The 24,357-nt window shown below is 60.9% G+C and carries 18 protein-coding genes and 2 pseudogenes; 11 read left to right on the plus strand and 9 right to left on the minus strand.

The window, feature by feature from the left end; all coding sequences use genetic code 11:
- Positions 1-37: 37 nt before the first annotated feature.
- The 9 genes from ACGJAX_RS30415 to edd form a co-directional block, all read right to left on the minus strand.
- Complete coding sequence (locus tag ACGJAX_RS30415; RefSeq protein WP_390957121.1) at positions 38-1,198, minus strand: sn-glycerol-3-phosphate ABC transporter ATP-binding protein UgpC; 1,161 nt, start codon at positions 1,196-1,198, stop codon at positions 38-40.
- Between the two features lie 2 nt (positions 1,199-1,200).
- Positions 1,201-2,046, minus strand: a complete 846-nt coding sequence (locus ACGJAX_RS30420; RefSeq protein ID WP_047532453.1) for a carbohydrate ABC transporter permease — start codon at positions 2,044-2,046, stop codon at positions 1,201-1,203.
- Complete coding sequence (locus ACGJAX_RS30425) at positions 2,039-2,947, minus strand: carbohydrate ABC transporter permease (protein ID WP_090324730.1); 909 nt, start codon at positions 2,945-2,947, stop codon at positions 2,039-2,041. Before ACGJAX_RS30425 ends, ACGJAX_RS30420 begins: the two co-directional genes overlap by 8 nt.
- Before the next feature lie 154 nt (positions 2,948-3,101).
- On the minus strand, positions 3,102-4,403 hold the full coding sequence (locus tag ACGJAX_RS30430; protein ID WP_090324731.1) for an ABC transporter substrate-binding protein: 1,302 nt from the start codon (positions 4,401-4,403) through the stop codon (positions 3,102-3,104).
- 117 nt (positions 4,404-4,520) lie between these two features.
- Complete coding sequence (locus tag ACGJAX_RS30435) at positions 4,521-5,780, minus strand: AGE family epimerase/isomerase (RefSeq protein ID WP_390957122.1); 1,260 nt, start codon at positions 5,778-5,780, stop codon at positions 4,521-4,523.
- A 157-nt stretch (positions 5,781-5,937) separates the two neighbouring features.
- Positions 5,938-7,365, minus strand: coding sequence for an ATP-binding protein (locus tag ACGJAX_RS30440; protein ID WP_390960033.1), 1,428 nt, complete (start codon positions 7,363-7,365; stop codon positions 5,938-5,940).
- Between the two features lie 31 nt (positions 7,366-7,396).
- Complete coding sequence (locus tag ACGJAX_RS30445; protein WP_090324737.1) at positions 7,397-8,128, minus strand: response regulator; 732 nt, start codon at positions 8,126-8,128, stop codon at positions 7,397-7,399.
- A 175-nt stretch (positions 8,129-8,303) separates the two neighbouring features.
- Complete coding sequence (locus tag ACGJAX_RS30450; RefSeq protein ID WP_247257800.1) at positions 8,304-9,254, minus strand: glucokinase; 951 nt, start codon at positions 9,252-9,254, stop codon at positions 8,304-8,306.
- Positions 9,251-11,077 carry a phosphogluconate dehydratase gene (gene edd / locus ACGJAX_RS30455; protein WP_390957123.1) on the minus strand — a complete coding sequence of 609 codons (1,827 nt, stop codon included), beginning with the start codon at positions 11,075-11,077 and terminating at the stop codon, positions 9,251-9,253. Before edd ends, ACGJAX_RS30450 begins: the two co-directional genes overlap by 4 nt.
- Before the next feature lie 220 nt (positions 11,078-11,297).
- Here edd and gap point away from each other — a divergent pair, with 220 nt between their 5' ends.
- The 11 genes and pseudogenes from gap (at position 11,298) to ACGJAX_RS30510 (ending at position 23,980) form a co-directional block, all read left to right on the plus strand.
- Positions 11,298-12,299 (plus strand): type I glyceraldehyde-3-phosphate dehydrogenase, encoded by a 1,002-nt coding sequence (gene gap, locus ACGJAX_RS30460; protein ID WP_090324740.1) that lies wholly within the window; start codon positions 11,298-11,300, stop codon positions 12,297-12,299.
- Between the two features lie 129 nt (positions 12,300-12,428).
- Positions 12,429-12,893 carry a methylglyoxal synthase gene (locus ACGJAX_RS30465; protein WP_090324741.1) on the plus strand — a complete coding sequence of 155 codons (465 nt, stop codon included), beginning with the start codon at positions 12,429-12,431 and terminating at the stop codon, positions 12,891-12,893.
- A 77-nt stretch (positions 12,894-12,970) separates the two neighbouring features.
- Positions 12,971-13,492 carry a sigma-70 family RNA polymerase sigma factor gene (locus tag ACGJAX_RS30470; protein WP_390957124.1) on the plus strand — a complete coding sequence of 174 codons (522 nt, stop codon included), beginning with the start codon at positions 12,971-12,973 and terminating at the stop codon, positions 13,490-13,492.
- Positions 13,493-13,576: 84 nt separating this feature from the next.
- Complete coding sequence (locus tag ACGJAX_RS30475) at positions 13,577-14,542, plus strand: FecR domain-containing protein (RefSeq protein WP_390957125.1); 966 nt, start codon at positions 13,577-13,579, stop codon at positions 14,540-14,542.
- Positions 14,543-14,664: 122 nt separating this feature from the next.
- Positions 14,665-17,253, plus strand: a complete 2,589-nt coding sequence (locus ACGJAX_RS30480) for a TonB-dependent hemoglobin/transferrin/lactoferrin family receptor (RefSeq protein WP_390957126.1) — start codon at positions 14,665-14,667, stop codon at positions 17,251-17,253.
- A gap of 113 nt (positions 17,254-17,366) precedes the next feature.
- On the plus strand, positions 17,367-17,975 hold the full coding sequence (locus ACGJAX_RS30485) for a biliverdin-producing heme oxygenase (protein WP_390957127.1): 609 nt from the start codon (positions 17,367-17,369) through the stop codon (positions 17,973-17,975).
- Between the two features lie 161 nt (positions 17,976-18,136).
- Positions 18,137-18,526 carry a DUF454 family protein gene (locus ACGJAX_RS30490; RefSeq protein ID WP_390957128.1) on the plus strand — a complete coding sequence of 130 codons (390 nt, stop codon included), beginning with the start codon at positions 18,137-18,139 and terminating at the stop codon, positions 18,524-18,526.
- 474 nt (positions 18,527-19,000) lie between these two features.
- Positions 19,001-19,960, plus strand: a pseudogene (locus ACGJAX_RS30495) (chemotaxis protein); the annotation flags it as partial.
- Positions 19,961-20,332: 372 nt separating this feature from the next.
- Positions 20,333-20,866: pseudogene (locus tag ACGJAX_RS30500) on the plus strand (methyl-accepting chemotaxis protein); the annotation flags it as partial.
- Positions 20,867-20,989: 123 nt separating this feature from the next.
- Positions 20,990-22,339, plus strand: coding sequence for a CoA transferase (locus ACGJAX_RS30505; protein ID WP_390957129.1), 1,350 nt, complete (start codon positions 20,990-20,992; stop codon positions 22,337-22,339).
- A 132-nt stretch (positions 22,340-22,471) separates the two neighbouring features.
- Positions 22,472-23,980, plus strand: coding sequence for a sigma-54-dependent transcriptional regulator (locus tag ACGJAX_RS30510; protein WP_090324754.1), 1,509 nt, complete (start codon positions 22,472-22,474; stop codon positions 23,978-23,980).
- Positions 23,981-24,357: the final 377 nt, after the last annotated feature.

Raw genomic sequence — 24,357 nt, forward strand, 5'->3', positions numbered from 1 at the left:
TCCATCGCGAGCAGGCTCGCTCCTACCGTTTTCTTGTTCAGCGGCCTTTGAATTGCGCGACGTTGGCGGCGTGCGCTTCGGCCTTCGGCACACCTGCAACCCCCAGGCGCTCCCCGGTCTTGGCATCGAACAGCAGCACTTTGGCCGGATCGAACTGCAGGGTCAGGGTCTCGCCCACGGCCGGAGCGACGTCCGGCGCCAGGCGGCAGCAGACCTTGGTGTCGTTGAGGTTGACGAAGACCAGGGTGTCCGGACCGGTCGGTTCGGTGACCTGGACTTCCGCGCGAATGGTCGGCAGATCGTTGGCTCCGCCGTTCGCCAGAACGATCTGTTCCGGACGCATGCCGAGGATCACTTCACGGTCTTCGAGACCGGCGTCCTGCATGCTCAGCGGCAATTCGCAGCGCGCCTGGCCGCTGTCGAGCAATGCCAGCAGACGACCGTCCTTGCGTTGCAGACGCAGGGGGATGAAGTTCATCGGCGGCGACCCGATGAAGCTCGCCACGAACAGGTTGGCCGGGTTGTTGTAGATGTCTTTCGGCGTGCCGAACTGCTGGATGATGCCGTCCTTCATCACCGCCACTTTGTCGCCCAGGGTCATGGCTTCGATCTGGTCGTGTGTCACGTAGACAGTGGTCGTCTTCAGACGCTGGTGCATCAGTTTCATTTCGGTGCGCATCTCGACCCGCAGCTTGGCGTCGAGGTTGGACAGTGGTTCGTCGAACAGATAGATCTTCGGACGGCGTGCCAGCGCCCGCCCCATCGCCACGCGCTGTTGCTGACCACCGGACAGCTGGCCCGGCTTGCGATTGAGCAGGTGTTCGATCTGCAACAGCTTGGCCACGCGAGCCACTTCCTCATCGATGGCCGACTGGCTCATCTTGCGGATCTTCAGTCCGAACTCGATGTTCTCGCGCACGCTCATGGTCGGGTACAGCGCGTAGGACTGGAACACCATCGCGATGTCGCGATCCTTCGGACTCATGCCGCTGACGTCCTGGTCGCCGATCATGATCGCGCCGCCGGTAATGGTTTCAAGGCCGGCGATGCAGTTCATCAGGGTCGACTTGCCGCAGCCCGACGGGCCGACGAGGATCAGGAACTCACCGTCCTTGATCGACAGTTCGATGTTCTTCAGGGTGTCCGGCAAGCCGGCGCCATAGGTCTTGTTTACGTTGCGAAGTTCGAGCGTAGCCATGATTACCCCTTGACTGCGCCGGCTGTCAGCCCGCGCACGAAATACTTGCCTGCGACCACATAGACCAGCAGGGTCGGCAAACCGGCGATCATCGCCGCCGCCATATCAACGTTATATTCCTTGGCCCCGGTACTGGTGTTGACCAGGTTGTTCAACGCCACCGTGATCGGTTGCGAATCACCGCTGGAGAACACCACCCCGAACAGGAAGTCGTTCCAGATCTGAGTGAACTGCCAGATCAGGCAGACCATGATGATCGGCGTCGACATCGGCAGGATGATCCGGCGAAAGATGGTGAAGAAACCCGCGCCGTCGAGGCGCGCGGCTTTGACCAGCGCATCGGGAATGCTGATGTAGTAGTTACGGAAGAACAGCGTGGTGAACGCCAGGCCGTAGACCACGTGCACGAACACCAGGCCCGTGGTGGTGCTCGCCAGGCCCATCTTGCCGAGGGTGAACGAGGCCGGCAGCAGGACGGTCTGGAACGGCAGGAAGCAGCCGAACAGCAGCAGGCCGAAGAACAACTGCGAACCGCGAAAACGCCACATCGACAGCACGTAGCCGTTCAAGGCACCGATGGCCGTGGAGATCAGCACCGCTGGAACGGTGATCTTGATCGAGTTCCAGAAGTAACCGTCAACCGTGGCCCAGGCCTTGACCCAGCCGATGCCGCTGACCACGGTCGGCCAGCTCAACAGGTTGCCGGTGCTGATGTCTTCCGGGGTCTTGAAGCTGGTCAACAGCATGACCACCAGCGGAATCAGGTAGAGCATCACGGCGAGGATCAGCACCGCGTAGATCGCGATGCGACTCAGGCTGATGGCGGGTTTGGCAGCGAGACTAGTCATGACGCTTGGTCCTCAGCTCGGAGTACAGGTAAGGCACGATGATCGCGAGAATCGCACCGAGCATCAGAATCGCACTGGCCGAGCCCATGCCCATCTGGCCGCGACTGAAGGTGAAGGAATACATGAACATCGCAGGCAGATCCGAGGAGTAACCCGGGCCGCCGGCCGTCATCGCCGCCACCAGGTCGAAACTCTTGATCGCGATGTGCGCCAGAATCATCACCGCACTGAAGAACACCGGACGCAGGCTTGGCAGCACCACTTTCCAGTAGATGCGCGGCATGCTTGCGCCATCAATCTGCGCGGCACGGATGATCGATTGATCAACGCCACGCAGGCCGGCAAGGAACATCGCCATGATGAAACCCGAGGCCTGCCAGACAGCGGCGATCACCAGGCAATAGACCACGCGATCCGGGTCGATCAGCCAGTCCAGGCGGAAGCCTTCCCAGCCCCAGTCTCGCAACAGTTTGTCCAGGCCCATGCCCGGGTTGAGCAGCCATTTCCATGCGGTACCGGTGACGATCATCGAGAGCGCCATCGGGTACAGGTAAATGGTGCGAATGAAGCCTTCGCGACGAATGCGCTGATCGAGAAACACCGCCAGCATCACGCCGATCACCAGCGTGATGCCGATGAACATGCCGCCGAACAGCGCCAGGTTCTTGCTCGCCACCCACCAGCGGTCGTTGTCGAACAACCGTGCGTATTGCGCCAGGCCCGCCCACTTGTAGTTCGGCAGGAAGGTCGAGGTGGTGAACGACAGAACGAACGTCCACAGGATGTAGCCATAGAAGCCCACCAGAACGATGAACATGCTCGGCGCCAGCACCAGTTTTGGTAGCCAGCGTTGCAATGCATCGAACGGCGAGGCCTTGCTGAACACAGCAACAGAACTCATGGGGAAATCCAGTACGTGGGAATAAAAACTACATGCAGGTCCCCTGTAGGAGCCGGCTTGCCGGCGAAAGCGCTGCGTCAGGCGGTGGATGAGTCGGCTGACATGACGCCTTCGCTGGCAAGCCAGCTCCTGCAAGAGCCGGCGTTGCTAACGGTTACTTGGCCGACTGAATCGCCGCGCCCAGTTTCTTGGCCGCATCGGCCGGGTCGGCTTTCGGGTCGTTGATGTAGTTGGTCACTACGTCGAAGAACGCGCCCTGTACCGCCAGCGTGGTCGCCATGTTGTGCGCCATGCTCGGCTGCAGGCCGCCGGACTTGGCGTCAGCCAGGAAGTCCTTGGCGGCGGTCTGGGCGCACGAGTCGAAACCGTACTTGCCCATATCGGCCAGCATGTCGTTGCGCACCGGGATCGAGCCCTTGTTGATGCTGAAGACTTTCTGGAAGTTTTCACCCAGCACGACTTTGGCGATGTCCTGCTGACCGGCAGCCGTGCCCTTGTCTTTCTGCTTGAACACCGCCAGAGAGTCGATGTTGTAGGTGAACGCCTTGTCGGTGCCCGGGAACGCTACGCACTCGTAGTCCTTGCCGGCGACTTTCTTGGCGGCGGTCCACTCGGACTTGGCCCAGTCACCCATGATCTGCATGCCGGCCTTGCCGTTGATGACCTTGGCAGCTTCCAGGTTCCAGTCCTGGCCTTTGCCGTCGGCGTCCATGTAGGTCGCGACTTTCTTCAGCTCGGTCAGCGCCTTGACCATTTCCGGACCGGTCAGCGCTTTGTTATCCAGATCGACCAGGGCTTTCTTGTAGCCATCGACCCCCATGACCGAAAGCACGACGGCTTCGAACACGGTGCTGTCCTGCCAAGGCTGACCGCCGTGGGCCAGCGGAATGAAACCGGCGGCCTTGAGCTTGTCGCCAGCGGCGTAGAATTCTTCGAGGGTGGTTGGATTCTTGGTGATACCGGCTTTCTTGAAGACTTCCGGGTTGATCCACAGCCAGTTCACACGGTGGATGTTCACCGGCACGGCCACGTAATCACCGTCGTACTTCACGGTATCGGAGACTTTCTTGTCGAGCAGACCGTCCCACTTTTCTTCTTTGGCAACGTCTTTGAGGACGTCAGTGTCCAGCAGGCCGGTCGAGGCCCATTCCTGGATGTCCGGTCCCTTGATCTGAGCGACGCCTGGTGGGTTACCGGCCACTGCGCGACTTTTCAGAACGGTCATGGCCGTGGCACCGCCACCACCGGCGACTGCGCCGTCCTTCCAGGTGAAGCCGTCTTTTTCGACTTGTGCCTTGAGGACATCGACCGCTGCTTTTTCACCGCCCGACGTCCACCAGTGAACAACTTCCACCGTTCCTTTGGAATCGGCGGCAAGGGCACTGATGGGGAATGCAGCAACAGGGAGTATTGAGGCGAGAGAAATGACAGTAGCGAGGCGAGAAATCGCATTCATCTAGTAGTACCTTTCTTGTTGTTATGCATGCAAGTCTGGTGCTTGCGCTGCATAGGATTTTAAACAGGGGATGTCCCTTCGCAGGTAACGAAGGGACGCGCGAATGTCACTGCATGGTTACATAGAACCGCTCTGGAACACCGTTGCCAGCGCACTGGCCATGCTCGGCGCCAGCGGCAGGCGCGGAATCAGCACCGCTTGCCAGGCGTGGTATAGGTCGGGTTTACCGGCCCAGATATCGGCACTCGGGCGGTTCAGCGGGTCGAGTTCGTGATGCCAGCTGCCATCGCAACGGTCAATGAAATGACTGTCACAGAATTCCCAGAATAGTCGGTACCACTGCTCGTATTGCTCATCACCCGTACGCATGAGCAGCGCGCTGGCAGCGGCGCTGGCTTCGCAATGGGTCCAGTGCAGGCGATGGCGGACCACCGCGCGATTGTCCCAGTCGAGGGTGTAGACAATGCCGGGCGCGCCATCGACGTCCCAGCCATGACGGCAATTGTGCTCAAAGAGCTTTTCTGCGTCGGTGACCAGCCATCCCGGTGTGAGCATCCCGGCTTGTACCCGCGACGCCTCCAGGTGCAACAGCAACCGCGCCCATTCGAAACCATGGCCCGGCGTGGTGCCGTAGGGACGGAATCCGTCGGCCGGATTGTCGCGGTTGTAGTCGCGCAGTGGCTGCCAGGCGCGGTCGAAATGCTCGACCACCAGGTAATCGTTGGCAGCCGCATGACCATGGATGACGCGCTCGACGATGCGCTGGGCGCGGCACAACCAGCGGTTGTCGTCGGTGACATCCGCCAGGGCGAGGAAGGCTTCGGTGGCGTGCATGTTGCTGTTGGCGCCGCGATAGGCCTCCTCGCTGCTCCAGTCGCGGTTGAAGGATTCGCGCATGGCGCCCTCCTCCTCGCTCCAGAAATAGGTGTCGATGATATCGATGGCATCGTCGAGCAAGGCTTGCGCCCCGGGCCGTCGCGCGACTATCGCGGAACTGGCAGCCAGCGCGACGAAAGCGTGCAGATAGGCGTTTTTGCCGGTGTTGCCGTCACGGTGTTCAGCGACCGCGAACCACCCTCCATGAACGGCATCACGCAACGGCCCGCGCAGGGCGTTGATGCCGTGATCCACCAGCTCGGCAAACCCCGGCAAGCCCTGGATATGGGCCATGGCGAAGCTGTGGGTCATGCGCGCGGTGTTCATGGTTTCGGCTTGCGCATTGGCCACCAGGTGACCTTTTTCATCGAGGTTACCGAAGCCTTCGGGAAGCTTAGAAGCCTTGGCGAACGCCAACAGGCGCAGGCCTTCGGTGGCGAGCCATTGCTGATGAGCAGGCGCGTTCAGCCAACTGCTGAAGGCCGGTTGGAAGCTGTGCATGGAGGACCTTTTTTGTTGTTATGACTGCAGGGCAGTCTAAACAACGGGCGGTGGCGGGCTTGTAACGAAGGGGGCGAGTTATGTCACCAGGCTGTGACAATAGACACTGAGTGAATACTTGTGGCGAGCGGGCTTGCCCCTCGCCACAGGGTCGGTGTCAATCCAGCGAGCGGGGTAACTGAAGGGTCACCCGCAAGCCACCTTCTCGCAGATTTTGCAGGCTGACTTCGCCGCCATGACTGTGGGCAATGTTGCGCGCAATGCCCAGCCCCAACCCATACCCTTGCTGCTGCCCGGCCAGGCGGAAGTGCGGCTCGAACACCTGCTCCAGTCGTTGCTCCGGAACTCCTGGCCCTTCATCGTCGACATGCAGCACGAATGCACTGTCATCGTCATCGATATGCAGATGAGCGTTCTGTCCATACTTCAAGGCGTTGTCGATCAGGTTGCCGATACAGCGCTTGAGCGCCAGCGGCTTGCCCGGATAGGGCGCCAGCGCACGCCCTTGCTGAGTCACGCGACCGTTACCGTTTGGCGCCAGGTACGGCTCCACCAGGCAATCGAGTACGTGATTGAGATCCACCTGTTCGATGTTTTCGTGAATGTCGGTGTCTTTCACACATTGCAATGCGCCTTTGACCAGCAGCTCCAGCTCATCCAGATCGCGGCCGAACTTGGCCTGCAGTTTTTCGTCTTCGAGCAATTCGACCCGCAGGCGCAGGCGGGTGATCGGCGTACGCAAGTCATGGGAAATCGCGCTGAACAACTGACTGCGCTCGGTCAGGTAACGGCTGATGCGTTCGCGCATGGTGTTGAAGGCACGACCGACCTCCACCACTTCGCTGCCTCCGCCCTCGGCCACAGGTTCGACGTCGGCGCCCAGGGACAGATCCCGTGCCGCCCGCGCCAGACGCTTGAGTGGCCGGCTCTGCCAATGCACCAACAAGCCGATGAACAACAGAAGAAAGCCGCTGGTGAGGACGATGAACCACACCTGCTGCGATGGCAGGCCCTGCTCTTCAAGACTGGTGTAGGGCTCGGGCAACAGCGAAGCAATGTACAACCACTCGCCGGGGGCCATCTGGATTTGCGTAACCAGCACTGGCGGATTCACCGGCTCCAGGGTCAGCGCGTAATGGGCCCAGGAGCGTGGCAGCTCATCGAGCTTCAGACCGGCATTGAAGATCCGCAGGTCTTCGGGGCTGACGAAGGTCACCGAAATGTCCGTGTCCTGGCCCAGTGACTGACGCAGCACTTCATCCACCGCCTTGATCACCGCCGCCTTGCGCGGGGTAACCGGCAACACTTCCATGCCCAGGGGTTTGTCGTTGAGCGTCACTACGAACCGCGTGCCGCCCATGCTGCGCAACTGGTCGAGCACCAGCGGCCGAAACGCCACCGGCAACGAACGGAAGTAACTGACACTGGCGGTCATGGAATGGGCAAGGCTGCGGGCGCTGGTGACCAGGCCTTCAAGCTGGGTGGCGCGCAGTTGCGAGACCCAGATCACGCTCGACAGCGTCTGCGCGAACAGCACCGCCAGCAAGGTCAACAGCAACATGCGCCCGAGCAGCGAGCGCGGCACCGGCACCTTCGCCGCGAGCGTGCGAAAAAACTCAGTGACCATTGCTGGCAACCACATTGGCTGCCAGTTGGTAGCCACTGCCGCGCACGGTACGGATCAGGCGCGGCGGTTTTTCGGTATCGCGCAGGCGTTGGCGCAGACGACTGACCGCCATGTCGACGATGCGATCGAGCGGCATCAACTCACGCCCACGGGTGGCGTTGCCAATGGTGTCGCGGTCGAGGATTTCCTGCGGGTGATCGAGGAACAGTTTCAGCAAGGCAAAATCGGCGCCCGAGAGAATCACTTCTTCGCCATCGATGTGAAACAACCGATGGCTGACCATGTCCAGGCGCCAGTCATCGAAGGCCAGCACTTCACTGCCGGAACGCTCCTGACCGAACTGTGCACGACGCAACAAGGCCTTGATCCGCGCCTGCAATTCACGGGGGCTGAAGGGTTTGCCGAGGTAATCGTCCGCCCCCAGTTCCAGGCCGATGACACGGTCGGCCTCGTCGGAGCTGGCGGTAAGCATGATGATGGGCACCTGGGCCCGGCGCGGGTGCTGGCGAATCCAGCGGCACAGACTGAAACCGTCTTCATCGGGCAGCATCACGTCAAGGATCACCAGATCGCTCGGCGCCTCGTTCAACGCCTGACGAAAACCGGCACCGTCGGGCGTGGTACGGACCTGGAAACCGGCGCGGGTCAGGTAGGTGTCCAGCAACTCGCGTATCTCTTGATCGTCATCGACCAACAATATCGACTTGTTGACTGAGCTCACGGGGCGGCGTCCTTGTTGTTTGAATTGGGCGGATTATGCCTGATGACCTTCGAATATTTGTTGCCTGTTCTGGCCCTATCGCGGGCAAGCCCGCTCCCACAGGGTTATGTACACATTCTGAAAATGCCGGTGATCCTGTGGGAGCTGGCTTGCCAGCGATGAAGGCGACGCGGTCTCAAGCCTGCTCCAGCGCCACTCCCGCCCCCACCAACCCGGAATACGGTGCCGTCACCAGCCACACCGGAATTCCCTTGAAATAATCGCTCATGCAGCCCTTGTCGGCAAAGCACCGGGCGAAACCGCTTTGGAGGAAGAAATCGGCGAAGCGCGGAATCACCCCGCCAACGATGTACACGCCACCGCGTGCGCCCGTGGTCAGCACGTTGTTGCCGGCCACGCGACCGAGCCAGCAGCAAAACTGCTCGAGCACTTCCAGGGCAATCGGATCACCCGCCAACCCGGCAGCGGTAATCGCCTCCGGGGTGTCGAGTACCGGCTCATGACCGTCCACCGCGCAAATCGCCCGGTACACCCGTGGCAAACCACCACCGCTCAATGCCGTTTCGGCGCTGACGTGGCCAATCTCGTTATAAATGTGTTGCCACAGTTGGGTTTCCCGCGGGCTGCTCAGGGGCAAATCGACATGACCACCCTCTCCCGGCAATGCCGCGAAACGGCCTTCACCCAGATCCAGCAACGTGCCGACGCCCAGACCGGTGCCAGGGCCAATCACCACGGCCGGGCGCAGGGGTTCCGGCGTCCCTTCACAGACCACGCGGAATTCGCCTGGCTGCAAACGGGTCATGCCCAGGGCCATGGCCGAGAAGTCGTTGACCAGTAACAGCTGATCCACCTGCAAGGTCTGACAGAAGCCCTTGCGGCTCAGGCGCCAGTGATTGTTGGTGAACTTGAATTCATCGCCACTCACGGGCCCCGCGACCGACAGGCACACCGAACCAATGGCCCCCGGCGCCAGACCGAGGCCGCTCAGATAGAGGCTGATCGCCTCTTCGGGGCTGGCGTGGTCTGCCGTCGCCAGCACCTGGACCGATTCCAGTTGCTGGTTTTTCCACAACGCGAAACGTGCGTTGGTCCCACCGATGTCACCGACCAAAGCCAGTTTCAATTAAGCGTCTCCAGGGCAGAAGTAAAGGCGCTGGCGCCCTGCTCCGCCGAGCTGAAGGCCATGCGCATGAAACCAAACAGTTCGCGACCGGTGCCGATGTTGTTGCCCAACAGGCCCTTGGCCGGCGTGCGCGCTGCGAATTCTTCGGCGTCCACCTTGAGCTCCAGGGTGCCTTTGACGCCATCGACGCGGATGATATCGCCCTCTTGCACCCGCGCCAAAGCGCCGCCCACATAAGCTTCGGGGCTGACGTGAATGGCCGCCGGAATTTTCCCCGACGCGCCGGACATGCGCCCGTCGGTCACCAGCGCGACCTTGAAGCCGCGATCCTGCAACACGCCAAGGAACGGCGTCATCTTGTGCAGTTCCGGCATGCCGTTGGAGCGTGGGCCCTGGAAGCGCATCACGGCAACGAAATCCTTCTCCAGCAAACCGGCCTTGAACGCGTCGGCCAGGTCTTGCTGATCCTGGAACACCATGGCCGGTGCTTCGACGATCTGGTTTTCCAAAGCCACGGCGGAAACCTTCATCACGCCACGGCCGAGGTTGCCTTCCATCACCCGCAGGCCGCCTTCTGGCGAGAACGCGCGAGCCACCGGACGCAGGATGCTTTCGTCGAGGCTTTCGGTAATGCCTTCGCGCCACACCAGCTCGCCGTTGTCGAGGAACGGCTCCTGGGTATAACGGCTCAGGCCGTGGCCCAGCACGGTGTTGACGTTTTCGTGGAGCAACCCGGCTTCCAGCAGTTCGCGGATCAGGAACGACATGCCGCCCGCCGCCTGGAAGTGGTTGATGTCGGCTTTACCGTTCGGGTAGACGTGGCTCAGGGTCGGGACCACCTCGGAGAGGTCGGCCATGTCTTGCCAGGTCAACTGAATGCCTGCCGCCATGGCGATGGCCGGCATGTGCAAGGTGTGGTTGGTCGAGCCGCCGGTCGCGTGCAGGGCGACGATGGAATTGACCAGCGAACGCTCGTCGACGATTTCGCCGATTGGCAGGTAGTTGCCGTTCTGTTTGGTGATGCGCGTCACTTGATGCGCCGCCTCGCGGGTCAGGGCATCGCGCAACGGCGTGTTCGGGTTGACGAAGGAAGCGCCCGGCAAGTGCAGGCCCATGACTTCCATCAGCAACTGGTTGGTGTTGGCGGTGCCGTAGAAGGTGCAGGTGCCGGGGCTGTGGTAGGAGTTCATTTCCGATTCCAGCAGCTCTTCGCGGCTGGCCTTGCCTTCGGCGTAGCGCTGGCGCACGTCGGCTTTCTGCTTGTTGGAAATGCCCGACACCATCGGCCCGCCCGGGACGAAAATCATCGGCAGATGGCCGAAACGCAATGCACCCATCATCAGGCCCGGCACAATCTTGTCGCAGATGCCGAGCATCAGCGCGCCATCGAACATGTTGTGGGATAACGCCACGGCGGCAGACATCGCGATCACTTCGCGACTCGGCAGGCTCAGTTCCATGCCCGGCTCGCCCTGGGTCACGCCATCGCACATGGCCGGGGTGCCGCCTGCAAACTGACCGACAGAACCGATCTCGCGCAGGGCTTTTTTGATCAGCTCCGGGAAGACTTCGTACGGTTGGTGCGCCGAAAGCATGTCGTTATATGACGAAACAATTGCAATGTTGGCGGAGTTCATCATCCGCAAACTGTTCTTGTCGTCGCTGCCGCAGCCGGCCACGCCGTGGGCGAAGTTGGCGCATTGCAGCTTGCCGCGCATCGGACCGTCACTGGCCGCACTGCGAATCAGTGCAAGGTAAGCCTCACGCGTGGCGCGGCTGCGGGCGATAAGCCGTTCGGTGACCTCAAGGACGCGGGGATGCATGTGTAGAACTCCAGGCTAACGGATGTGGCGACCTGATTGTCTATGCTGAACAAGAGCCGTTGTTGATGGGATGACAGACGGTTTTCTTGATCAATCGGACCAGTTGATTCAGGTCACTCGTTGTAGATTGAACAAAATATTGCCACTAAAAAGGCTTGTTTTCTATTTTTTTGCGAATAATCTTGTAATTCCAACAACAAAACGACGGCGGCGCTGACAAATGACTCTTCGAATCGCGATCAATGGTTTTGGCCGTATCGGCCGTAATGTCCTGCGCGCACTCTATACCCAAGGCTATCGCCAGGATTTGCAGATCGTCGCCATCAATGACCTGGGCGACAGCGCGATCAACGCGCACTTGCTCAAGTACGACACCGTTCATGGCACGTTCGAAGCCGATGTCCAGCATGATCAGGAAAGCCTGACCGTCAACGGCGACCGCATTTCGGTCAGCGCCATCCGCAACCCGGCCGACCTGCCATGGGCCGCGGAAAGGATTGATGTGGTGTTTGAATGCACCGGTCTGTTCACCGACCGCGCCAAGGCTGCCGCGCATATTACGGCCGGCGCGCGCAAAGTGATTATTTCGGCGCCGGCCAAAGGTGCCGATGCCACGGTGGTTTACGGGGTCAACCACGACATCCTGCGCCAGTCGCACCAGATTATTTCCAACGCTTCGTGCACCACCAACTGCCTGGCCCCGGTGGCCCAGGTACTGCACCGCGAACTGGGTATCGAAAGCGGTCTGATGACCACCATCCACGCGTACACCAACGACCAGAACCTGACCGACGTCTACCACACCGATCCGTACCGCGCCCGTTCGGCCACCCAGAACATGATCCCGAGCAAGACCGGTGCCGCTGAAGCGGTGGGCCTGGTGCTGCCGGAACTGGCGGGCAAACTGACCGGCATGGCCGTGCGTGTACCGGTGATCAACGTTTCCCTGGTCGACCTGACCGTGCAACTCAAGCGCGAAGCGTCGGCCGATGAAGTCAACGCGCTGCTCAAGGAAGCCAGTCAGCACTCGAAGATCCTCGGCTACAACACCCTGCCGCTGGTCTCGAGCGACTTCAACCACAACCCGCTGTCGTCGATCTTCGACGCCAACCACACCAAAGTCAGCGGCAAGCTGCTCAAGGTGCTGGCCTGGTACGACAACGAATGGGGCTTCTCCAACCGCATGCTCGATAACTGCCTGGCGCTGTGCAACGCTGAATAAGCAGCACGCCCTTTGCCCGCGATGGTCGTGAACGATAACGCGGGGAATCTGATACTCCGCGGTGTTCTTTGGTTCATCGCGAGCAGGCTCGCTCCTACAAGGTGCATTTCATTTCTGGAGCAACAACCGATGATTGGCATCAGCTTTACACAAAAGACCCTGGCGGCGCGCAAGCGTATCGCCTTGGTCGCCCACGACCACTGCAAGGTGTTTTTGCTGGACTGGGCCGAGCGGCAGAAAGACAAACTCGCGCAACACGAACTGGTTGCCACCGGCACCACGGGATTGTTGTTGCAACAACGCCTCGACCTGCCGGTGGAGAGCATGATCAGCGGCCCGCTGGGCGGTGACCAGCAGCTCGGCGCGCGCATCGCCGAACAGCGGGTTGACATGCTGGTGTTCTTCTGGGACCCGTTCGAACCCCAGCCGCACGACCCGGATATCAAGGCGCTGCTGCGGGTCGCGGCGGTCTGGAACATTCCGGTGGCATGCAACGAATGCAGCGCCGACTATTTGCTCAGCAGCCCACTGATGGATCAGGCGCATGCGCACCGAATTCCGGATTACGCGTCTTACCTGCTGGGTCGCGCATAACCCTTCGAAAATCAATACTTGACCATTAGAGCGGATGATAAGCATTATCATCCGCTTGGAATGGATCAGGTTCTCCCGTGAGTCAATCGCGCTTCAACGATGTCTTCATTACCCAGCGAATCTCTCTGCTGCGCACGCTGGAGCGGATGGTCAACAACCACAGCACCGCCGAAGACCTGCTGCAGGAGACCTACCTGCGCGTGACCCGTGCGCTCAGCGAGCGGGCCATCGATCACCTTGAACCCTTCGTTTTCCAGACCGCCCGCAACCTGGCGCTGGATCATCTGCGTGCGCGGCGAATCCACTCGCGAACCATGGTCGAAGACGTGCCGCCGGAGGTGGTGCAAAGCGTCGCCGCCCCCGCGAGCAATGCCGAGGACGCCGTCCATGCCGAACAATTGCTTGAGCGCTTGAACGTACGCCTCGGTCAACTCAGCCCTCGTCAGCAGCAGATTTTCGTCCTCAGTCGCCTGCACGGTCACAGCTATCTGGAAATCGCCGAGAAGCTCGGTGTATCCCTGAGCACCGTGCAAAAAGAGCTGAAGCTGATCATGACGATTTGTATCGGAGTCGCAGAGAACAGCCACTCCAAGCCATAAGCGGCAAGCCAACGACGAACGACTTGCAGCTTGCAGCCTGTCGCTTGAAACTGCTTTTCAACACGCCCCTGCCGAGGAAACACCGTGACGGACACCCACCGCCTCCCTTCGCCCTCCCCGGCGCAGGACAGTGCAGATGCGATGGACCAGGCCCTCGACTGGCTGATCGTGCTGGACGACCCAAGCGAAGAACAGACCCGTCAGTTCCACCAATGGCTCGCGGCCGATCCGGCGCATGCCAATGCGTTCGCCAAGGCCCAGGCTATCTGGAACGGCCAGCCCGTCACCCAGTGCGCCCAAAGCCTGGCCACGCCCCTGGCGAAAGTCACCGTCATCTCGCACCTGCGCCCCCACTGCAAAGCCCTGGCCATCGCCGCTGTGCTGATCCTCGGCCTGTTCAGTTTCAGCAATTTGCCGATGCGCCTGCAGGCCGATCACCTGACTGTGGTCGGTGAACGTCAGCGCCTGCAACTGGAGGACGGCTCGAAAGTCCTGCTCAACACCAACTCGGCGTTTTCCAGCACCATCAACGATCAAAAACGCGTGGCACGGCTGTATCAGGGCGAAGCCTATTTCGAGGTGCAACCTCATGCAGGCCAACCGCTGGAAATCGACGCCGGCCTGGTCACGGCGAGCGTCCGGGATACGGCATTTGCCGTGCGTTATCTGGATGGCGTGACTCAGGTGCGAGTACAACGCGGAGACGTCGATCTGCGCGCCACTCGCGACGACGAACGCGTTCGCTTGAGCGCCGGAGAAAGCATTCGCATCGGCCCCAACGGTTTCGACCGACCGGCCAGGCTGAATGCCGCCACCGACCTGGCGTGGGTTCAGGGCCGACTGGTGTTCGAAAACTGCCCCCTGAGCCAGGTGCTGGCGGAACTTCGTCGCTACTATCCGGGCTGGATCATCAACAACAACAAGCAACTGGCCAATGTTTCGGTGACGGGTAATTACCGCCTCGATCAGCCGCTGGACGCAGTCCGCTCACTGGCTCACATCACCTCCGCCAAACTCCGGGAGTTCCCGGCGCTCGTGATCCTGAATTAAATGAGAATTATTTTTACTCGATAGTCATTTCCCGTACGTCTCGTTATAGCCAATGCAATTGATTCGCATCTACACATGCCAATCAGCACCTATAAAGATTCGTGCGACACGGAGCGCTATCGATGTCCTCTCGCCTTACCCGCCAGTCCTCTTCACCTTCCCGCATGCTGTCGCTACTGACCGCCGCCATCCTGATGGCCGGCACTGCACCGCTCATGGCCGCCACTGCCGAACAGCCGAGCCGCAACATGGGCGACTATTCGTTCGCCATTGCGCCGCAGTCACTGGTGTCGGCGCTCAATGCGTTTACCGCTGTTACAGGCTGGCAGGTTGGCTTGTCGGCAGAGCTGGCCGAAGGTGTGGCATCGCCGGGTGTACGCGGCTCGCTGCCGCCAGAGAAAGCCCTGGATCGCCTGTTGGTGGGGACCGACTTGAGCTATCGCAAACTGGGCAACAACAACATCGTGCTGGAAAAGCGTGACAACAGCGGCACCCTCAACCTGCAACAGGTGACCATCAGCGCCACCCGCCAGGAGCAGGACGTGAACAGCGTGCCCAGCACCGTCACCGTTCATACACGCGAAGAGCTGGATCGCAACAACGTCAACACCATCAAGGAACTGGTGCGCTACGAACCGGGAGTTGCCGTGGGCGGCACAGGCACCCGCGGCGGGATCAGTGGCTACAACATCCGGGGCATCGACGGTGACCGGGTCCTGACCCAGGTCGATGGCGTCGAAGTACCGGACGGCTTCTTCAACGGCCCTTACGCCAAGACCCAGCGCAACTACGTCGACCCGGAAATCGTCAAACGTGTCGAAATCCTCCGCGGTCCGGCCTCGGTGCTCTATGGCAGTAACGCCATCGGCGGTGCCGTCAGCTACTTCACGCTCGACCCCGACGACATCATCAAGCCCGGCCAGGATGTCGGTGCACGGCTGAAGACCGGTTACAGCTCCGCCGACGACAGCTGGCTCAAATCCGCCACCGTGGCGGGCCGCGCCGATCAGTTCGATGGCTTGCTGCATTACAGCCAGCGCGATGGCCACGAAACCGAATCCTATGGCAGCAACAACGGCACAGGGCTGGCGCGTACCGCCGCCAACCCGGAAGACGTGCGTGCCAGCAACGTGCTGGCGAAAGTCGGCTGGAACTACAAAGAGGATGCGCGCCTGGGCCTTGTCTACGAAAAGTACAAGGACGACCGCGACACCGACCAGAAAAGCGCTTATGGCGGCCCGTTCTTCGGTGGCCAACCGACCATTCCCAACAGCATCTTGCCGGGCGGCATGTACCAGTGGCGCACCGGTAACGACACCATCACCCGCGAACGATTCGGCCTGGAACACAGCTTCGCCCTCGACAGCCTGCTGGTGGACAACGTCAAGTGGAGTCTGAATCACCAGGTTGCCAAGACCGATCAGAGCACCGAGGAGTTCTACTATCCGATGTCACGCAAAGTGCTGCGGACCCGAGACACGGTCTACGAAGAAAAGCAGTGGGTCTTCGATGCACAACTGGATAAATCATTCAGCATTGCCGACACCGAACACCTGCTGACCTACGGCACCACTATCAAGCAACAGAAAGTCACCGGATCACGCAGCGGCAACGGCACCTGCCTCGCCGTCTTCGGTAGCTGCCGGGTGGTTGGCGCCACCAGTGCAGCGGACGTGCTGAAAAAATCCAGCGACTTCCCGGACCCGACCATCAACACCTACAGCCTGTTCGCCCAGGACCAGATCAGCTGGAACCGTTGGACCTTCCTGCCGGGCCTGCGCTACGACTACACCGAACTCAAGCCGCACATTACCCAGGAATTCCTCAACACCGTGGCGGCCGATGGTCGCGGCACAGTCAGCGACCAGAACAAGACCTGGCACAAAGTGTCGCCCAAGTTCGGCCTGACCTACGCCCTGACCGACGAGTACACCTGGTACGGCCAGTACGCCGAAGGATTCCGCACCCCGACCGCGAAGGCGCTGTACGGGCGTTTCGATAACACCGTTACCGGTTACCGCGTAGAGCCAAATCCGAACCTGGAACCGGAAAAGAGCAAAAGCTACGAGACCGGCCTGCGCGGCAACTTTGAGCAAGGCGCCTTCGATGTGGCGGTGTTCTATAACAAGTACCGCGATTTCATCAACGAAGATGCCGTCACGCCGGGTTATGACGAACCGACCTTCCAGAGTGCCAACATCAAGCACGCCACCATCAAAGGCGCGGAAGTCAAAGGTCGCCTGAACCTCGATGCCTTTGGTGCGCCGCAAGGCCTCTACACCCAAGGTTCCGTGGCTTATGCCTACGGGCGCAACGATGACACCGGCGAGCCGCTCAACAGCGTCAGTCCGCTGACGGGTGTGTTCGGAGTCGGTTACGACCAGGACAACTACGGCGGCTTGTTGAGCTGGACGCTGGTGAAAAAGAAAAATCGTGTCGACGACAGCAACTTCAAGTCGCCGGACGGCGTCAGCAGTCAATTCAAGACACCGGGCTTCGGCGTGCTGGACCTGAGTGGTTTCTACAAGGTAAAGGACGATGTCACCGTCAGCGCCGGCGTCTACAACCTGACCGACAAGAAGTACTGGTTGTGGAATGACGTGCGCGGTTACGACAGCGTCGGCGAAGCCTCGGTGACGCAACCGGCCAACCTTGATCGCCTGACTCAACCGGGTCGCAACTTCGCGGTCAATCTGATCTGGGATATCTGATCCTGACCTTCTCGCGACGCAGCTTCATTCAGCTGCGCCGTGAGGAATTTTTACTGTCGTGCACCTGCCCATACGTCTCGTTACCAGGCTCTACTTTTTCTCAAGGACTTCTCATGACCACTCAGGAAACGGCTCAACGCCCGGCCTTGCGCTCGCAACGCCTGAACCAGATCACCCACGAACCTCACTCCAGACTCGATGCGCTGGTCAAAGCCCATGCACCGTTCGAAACCCAGGCCAACTTCGCCCGTTTCGTGGTGGCGCAATACCTGTTCCAGTCGGAGCTGGCGTCGCTGTACAACGATGCCAGACTGACCGCCATCGTCCCGGACCTGCCAGCTCGCTGCCGGGCCGAAGCCGCAAAAGCCGACCTGGCGGACCTGGACACCGAAGTGCCGGCACCGGTTTCTGGCGCCTTGTTCAACCCGAGTAAAGCCCAGGCTCTGGGCTGGCTCTTCGTGTCCGAAGGCTCAAAACTCGGCGCAGCCTTCCTGATCAAGCGTGCCATTGGCCTCGGCCTGAGCGAAACCTTCGGCGCCCGCCACCTTGGCGAACCGGCCGGTGGTCGCGCAGAAGGCTGGAAAAGCTTCGTCAAAACCCTCGATGGACTCCCGCTCAGTGCTCAGGAAGAAGCCGAACTGGATAAAGGCGCCATCGAAGCGTTCAACCGCTTTACCCTGTTGCTGGAACAGGCTTACGCCACTGCGGCTGAACCGGTCTGAAATAACTTGATCCCCCGTGGGAGCGAGCCTGCTCGCGATGACGGACAGGCATTCAAACGGGATGTTGCCTGTATGACTGCTATCGCGGGCAAGCCCGCTCCCACAGGGACCGAGTAAACCTGAAAGATTCCGATCCGCCTCACGAGCGCCCCTCTGAGAAAATGCCTTCCTCATCAAAACTCACTCGTCTGCTCTTCGGCCTGCTGGCCTGCGTCAGCCTGGGTATCGGCCTGATCGCCATCGTCATACCCGGCCTGCCAACCACCGAGTTCATCCTGCTGGCAGCCTGGGCGGCGACCAGAAGCTCGCCACGCCTGAGTGCCTGGCTGGAAAACCATCGGCTGTTCGGCCCCATCCTCAGTAACTGGCGCAATGGCAAAATCATTGCGCGCCGGGCCAAGGTCAGTGCCACCGTCAGCATGCTGCTGTGCGCCACGTTGATGCTGGTGATGCTCGATCATGGCTGGCCAATCTACCTGGCGATTGCGGGCATGGGGCTGGGTAATCTGTGGATCTGGTCGCGCCCCGAATCACTTGCGCAACCTTCCTGAGTCTGGCCGCGACTTTCCCCGTTTTTAACCTGATTTTCGGCACATTTTCCTGCGCAAACGTTCAACAACTACCGTTCGTCGGCATCACCCTCATGCAATGCCCCACCCTCGCCGATGTGGATTGAATGCGCTGAATGGATTTGGCGAATCGAGTCGGCCCCGGACTCATAGTCACCCCTCATCCATTCGCGAGTTCGCCCTATGTTCGACTCACTGTCCATCCGCCTGAAAATTGTCTTGCTCTCCGGTCTGTGCCTGCTTGGCGTGGTCGCCCTGATCGAGGGCATGAACGTCTACCAGACCGATCAGAACAATGAGCTGGTCAGTTCCTCCAGCAGCAAGATGCTCACCAGCAGCGTGCAGGATTTGCTGCAGGCCAAGGCTGCCGAACAAGCGGTGCGGGTACAGAAGACATTTGGCGAGACCCTCACGGTGGTGACGGCGCTGGCTGATCAGATCAAGGACATGCGCACCATGGCGGCCAAGCGCTCCCAGGAGGCGGGCGCCCTGCGTGAAGAACTGAACCAGAGCCTGAAAACCGCGTTCGAGCGCAACAGCAAAGTCCTGGGGATCTGGCTGGCGTTCGAACCCAATGGCCTGGATGGCAAGGACAGCGAGTTCGCCAATGACGCCGCTCGCCAGTCCAACGAAGCCGGACGTTTTGCCACTTACTGGAGTCGTGCGGGGGGGCAATCGCTCAATACGATCATGGTCGAAGAGGACATGACCAAGACCACTCTGAACCTCAGCGGTACCCCGTATAACGTCTGGTACACCTGCCCTCGCGACACCAAGCGCACCTGCCTGCTCGACCCGTACGCCGATACCGTCGGTGGCAAGGAAGTGTTGATGACCACCATTTCCGTACCGCTGCTGGTGGATGGCAAGTCCATTGGCGTAGTGGGTGTCGACATCGCCCTCGACGCCCTGCAGGCAGCGGCTGTCGACTCCCAGCGCGACCTGTTCAATAGCGCCGGGCATATGCTGATCGTCTCCGGCACCGGGGTGATGGCGGCCTATAGCATTGACGCCGGCAAAGTCGGCAAAAGCATCGGCGACACCCTGGGTGCCGAGGGCAAGGACATCCTGCAACTGCTGGGTGGCGGCGCACCGAAAATTCTCCAACAGGGCGATCTGATCCGCGCGGTGTACCCGGTCAGTCCGATTCCTGACGCCAAGGCCTGGGGCGTGGTGATCGACCTGCCGAAACAAGTGCTGTTGGCCGATTCGGTGAAGCTGCAAGCAGTACTCGATGACGCCCAACAAAGCGGCACGATCAAAGCGGTGGGCATCGCGATCATTGCCGGCCTGATCGGCTTGCTGTTGATCTGGCTGACTGCTTCGGGCGTCACCCGTCCGATCAACAGCGTGGCCGAGATGCTCAAGGCGATTGCCAGCGGCGACGGCGACCTCACCCAACGCCTGCACTACAGCAAGAAGGATGAGCTGGGCGAACTGGTCAGCTGGTTCAACCGCTTCCTCGACAAGCTGCAACCGACCATCGCGCAGATCAAGCAGAGCATCACTGATGCTCGCGGCACCGCCGACCAGTCTGCGGAAATCGCCCGCCAGACCAGTGAAGGCATGCTGGTGCAGTTCCGTGAAGTCGACCAGGTGGCCACCGCATCCAACGAAATGAGCGCCACGGCCCACGACGTTGCCAACAGCGCATCGAATGCGGCAAATGCGGCCAAGGGCGCCGACCAATCCGCCCGCGATGGCATGCAGATCATCGAGCGCAGTACCCGCGACATCAATCAACTGGCCGAGGAAGTCAGCAAGGCCGTGACTGAAGTGGAAGCCTTGGCGGTCAACAGCGAGCAGATCGGATCGGTACTGGAAGTGATCCGCAGCATCGCCGAACAAACCAACCTGCTGGCGCTCAATGCGGCGATTGAAGCCGCCCGTGCCGGCGAAAGTGGTCGCGGCTTTGCCGTGGTCGCCGACGAAGTGCGCAACCTGGCCAAACGCACCCAGGACTCGGTGGAGGAAATTCGCCTGGTGATCGAACGCATCCAGAGCGGCACACGCGGCGTGGTCGCCACCATGCACTCAAGCCAGACTCAGGCCCACAGCAATGCCGGCCAGATCCAGCAGGCCGTCCAGGCCCTGAGCAAGATCAGCGACGCAGTGACCGTGATCAGCGACATGAACCTGCAGATCGCCAGCGCCGCCGAACAGCAAAGCGCCGTGGCCGAAGAGGTCAATCGCAACGTCTCGGCAATCCGCACCGTCACCGAAACCTTGACCGGGCAAGCCAACGAATCGGCGCAGATCAGCAGCCAGCTCAACAACCTGACCACCCACCAGATGAAGCTGATGGATCAGTTCCGCGTATAGAACCCTTGTGGGAGTTCCGCGTATAGAACCCTTGTGGGAGCGAGCTCACTCGCTCCCACAGGATTTAATTCGACCGACCATCTATTTGTTCTATGCTCGGGCTCTCGCTCCGGAAGGCCTTCGATGACTGATCTACTCACGTCCATTCAAGCCGCACTCGGCTTGCCCCACACCCCGATTTCGTTCACCGCCAGTGGCGCCCTGCCCTCGGCATTTGCTGTTACCGACCTGGCGTGCGCCAGCATCGCCGCCGCCGGCCAGGCCGTCAGTGAGTTGCTGCATCAGCAAACCGGTCGCCTGCCCGAGGTTGAAGTCGATCGCCGATTAGCCTCGTTCTGGTTCTCGTCCTCGATCCGCCCGATGGGCTGGAGCGTGCCGCCGCTGTGGGACCCGGTCGCCGGTGACTACGCCACCCGCGATGGCTGGATTCGCCTGCACACCAATGCGCCCCATCACCGCGCGGCTGCCGAATCGGTACTCGGTGCCTGTGCCGACCGGGCAGCGATGGCGAGCAAAGTCGCGCAATGGGCCAAGAGTGACCTGGAGCAGGCCGTGGTCGATGCCGGGGGATGTGCCGCCGAGATGCGCAGTTGGCCGCAATGGCAGACTCACCCGCAGGGACTGGCAGTGAACGCTGAACCGCTGATCGATTTCGCCCGCCAGCAAAGCCAGAACGCCAAGACCTGGCAAGGTTCGGTCGCGCAACCCTTGGCCGGGATCAAAGTGCTGGATTTGACCCGTGTGCTCGCCGGCCCTGTCGCCAGCCGTTTTCTCGCGGGCCTCGGCGCCGACGTCTTGCGTATCGACCCGCCCACCTGGAACGAGCCCGGCGTGGTGCCGGAAATGACCCTGGGCAAACGCTGCGCGCGCCTGGACCTGCATGACAAGGCCGATCGCAGCGTGTTCGAACACTTGCTCAAGGACACCGACATTCTGCTCCACGGCTACCGGGCCGATGCCTTGGAACGCCTGGGCTACGGCGTCGCCGAACGGCAAAGGCTGGCCCCGGGGCTGATCGATGTCTGCCTGAACGCCTATGGCTGGAGCGGCCCCTGGCAAAACCGTCGGGGCTTCGACAGCCTGGTGCAGATGAGCAGCGGAATTGCCGAGGCCGGCATGCTCTGGAAGCACGCGGACAAGCCGACACCTTTGCCACTGCAAGCCCTGGATCACGCTACCGGCTACCTGATGGCGGCCAGTGCGATCCAGCTGTTGGCTGAACGCTTGAGCAACGGTAGTGGTGGATCGGCGCGGCTGTCACTGGCGCGCACGGCGAAGTTACTGATCGAGAATGGACCCGGGACCGAAGCGTTATTGCGCGCAGAGGAAGAAGGCGATCAGGGGCTTGTGCTCGAGCAGACCACCTGGGGGCCGGCGCATCGGCTGCGGGTTCCATTGAAGATCACCGGTACCCCCCTGCAGTGGACGATCGCGGCCTCTGAATTGGGTTCCCACCGCGCACAGTGGTGGTGACGGTCAGATAGCCTTCACGAGCAGGCTCGCACAAGGTTTGTCATTACCCATAAATTGTGCGCGGGATTTCACCATTGGCCCGCGCCAAGGCATACTTGCCCCCCTTCGCCGTCCAGAATTCATTGCCGCCCCATGCGTATCCACGTCAGTTTCATCGACCGCGTCGGTATCACCCAGGAAGTCCTGGCCTTGCTCGGCGGGCGCAATCTCAACCTGGATGCGGTGGAGATGGTTCCGCCCAACGTTTATATCGACGCCCCGACCCTGAGCCCGGAAGTCCTTGAAGAGCTGCGTGATGCGCTGTTCAGCGTGCGCGGGGTGCAAGCGGTGACGGTGGTCGACATCCTGCCCGGCCAGCGTCGGCACTTGCAGCTCGACGCGTTGCTCGCGGCCATGACCGACCCGGTGCTGGCGCTGGACAGTGGCGGCAAGGTGCTGTTGGCCAACCCGGCCCTGATTGCCCTGTACGGTCGTGAACCGGCCGGTGAAAGCGTCGCCGACCTGTTTGCTGATCCGGCCCTGCTCGACGCCCTGCTCGAACACGGCTTCCGGTTGCCGCTGCGGGAAATTACCGTCAACGGGCAGACGTTGCTGCTGGACGCCACTCCCATCACTGACGCTGGCGCGCTGCTGACCTTGTATCAACCGAACCGCATCGGCGAACGCCTGTCGGCGCTGCACCACGATCACGCCGAAGGTTTCGATGCGTTGCTGGGTGAGTCGCCAGTGATCCGCACGCTCAAGGTGCGCGCGCAACGCGTGGCGGCCCTTGATGCGCCGCTGCTGATCCAGGGCGAAACCGGCACCGGCAAGGAGTTGGTGGCCCGGGCTTGCCATGCCATCAGTGCACGACACAACGCTCCGTTTCTGGCATTGAACTGCGCCGCATTGCCGGAGAACCTCGCCGAAAGCGAGCTGTTCGGCTATGCCCCCGGCGCCTTCACCGGTGCCCAGCGGGGCGGCAAACCGGGACTGATGGAACTGGCGAACCAGGGCACGGTGTTTCTCGATGAGATCGGTGAAATGTCGCCGTACTTGCAAGCCAAGTTGCTGCGTTTCCTCAACGATGGCAGTTTCCGCCGGGTCGGCGGTGATCGCGAGGTGAAGGTCAACGTGCGGATCCTCAGCGCGACTCACCGCGATCTGGAGAAGATGGTCAGTGAAGGCTTGTTCCGCGAAGACCTGTTCTATCGCCTCAACGTGCTCAACGTCGAAGTCCCGCCCCTGCGCGAGCGCGGCCAGGACATTCTGTTGCTGGCCCGCTACTTCATGCAGCAGGCGTGCGCGCAGATCCAGCGGCCGGTCTGTCGTCTCGCGCCAGGCACTTACCCGGCACTGCTGGGCAATCGCTGGCCGGGTAACGTCCGCCAGCTGCAAAACGTGATCTTCCGCGCCGCCGCCATTTGCGAAAGCAGCCTGGTGGACATCGGCGACCTCGACATCGCCGGCACCTCGGTGGCGCGCCAGAGCGACCATGACGTCGACAGCCTGGAACAAGCCATGGAAGCGTTCGAAAAGGATCTGTTGGAAAAACTCTACGTCAGCTATCCCTCGACCCGCCAACTGGCTACCCGCCTGCAAACCTCCCACACCGCGATCGCCCACCGTTTGCGCAAGTACGGCATTCCCAACAAGGCCTGACGCCGCCAACGCCTGAATCACCGCAGATCCCTGTGGGAGCAAGCTCGCTCTCACGGGCTTCGTGTCCAGCAAGAAATCACTCTAAAAGCGACCTTCATCTGTACTGAAAGCGCTACAGCGGAACGATATCGCTACACCCCTTCCCGACCAGCGCTGCGCAAGGCTTTGATCCCCTTAAGCTTTTTTCTTTACGCACTGCTGTAGCGATTTCGCTACAGCCAGCCGTGACCGCGCCTTTCAAAAAACTCATAAACCATTGATTAATAACGTAAATTTAACATTGGCCGCGTTCTTGCTTATTAACCCTGCATAAATCAGGGCATTGCCCAAGCATTCAATCGCGTCCACCAGACGAGTCTGGCCCCTTAGGAGTTTCC

It is taken from the genome of Pseudomonas moorei, from assembly GCF_042846945.1.
Classification (GTDB): Bacteria; Pseudomonadota; Gammaproteobacteria; order Pseudomonadales; family Pseudomonadaceae; genus Aquipseudomonas; species Aquipseudomonas moorei.

Coding starts and splice junctions, on each gene's coding strand:
- edd (WP_390957123.1), bottom strand. CDS start 11,077: ATGCATCCCCGCGTCCTTGAGGTCACCGAACGGCTTATCGCCCGCAGC.
- ACGJAX_RS30415 (WP_390957121.1), bottom strand. CDS start 1,198: ATGGCTACGCTCGAACTTCGCAACGTAAACAAGACCTATGGCGCCGGC.
- ACGJAX_RS30465 (WP_090324741.1), top strand. CDS start 12,429: ATGATTGGCATCAGCTTTACACAAAAGACCCTGGCGGCGCGCAAGCGT.
- ACGJAX_RS30425 (WP_090324730.1), bottom strand. CDS start 2,947: ATGAGTTCTGTTGCTGTGTTCAGCAAGGCCTCGCCGTTCGATGCATTG.
- ACGJAX_RS30485 (WP_390957127.1), top strand. CDS start 17,367: ATGACCACTCAGGAAACGGCTCAACGCCCGGCCTTGCGCTCGCAACGC.
- ACGJAX_RS30420 (WP_047532453.1), bottom strand. CDS start 2,046: ATGACTAGTCTCGCTGCCAAACCCGCCATCAGCCTGAGTCGCATCGCG.
- gap (WP_090324740.1), top strand. CDS start 11,298: ATGACTCTTCGAATCGCGATCAATGGTTTTGGCCGTATCGGCCGTAAT.
- ACGJAX_RS30505 (WP_390957129.1), top strand. CDS start 20,990: ATGACTGATCTACTCACGTCCATTCAAGCCGCACTCGGCTTGCCCCAC.
- ACGJAX_RS30430 (WP_090324731.1), bottom strand. CDS start 4,403: ATGAATGCGATTTCTCGCCTCGCTACTGTCATTTCTCTCGCCTCAATA.
- ACGJAX_RS30490 (WP_390957128.1), top strand. CDS start 18,137: ATGCCTTCCTCATCAAAACTCACTCGTCTGCTCTTCGGCCTGCTGGCC.
- ACGJAX_RS30435 (WP_390957122.1), bottom strand. CDS start 5,780: ATGCACAGCTTCCAACCGGCCTTCAGCAGTTGGCTGAACGCGCCTGCT.
- ACGJAX_RS30510 (WP_090324754.1), top strand. CDS start 22,472: ATGCGTATCCACGTCAGTTTCATCGACCGCGTCGGTATCACCCAGGAA.
- ACGJAX_RS30480 (WP_390957126.1), top strand. CDS start 14,665: ATGTCCTCTCGCCTTACCCGCCAGTCCTCTTCACCTTCCCGCATGCTG.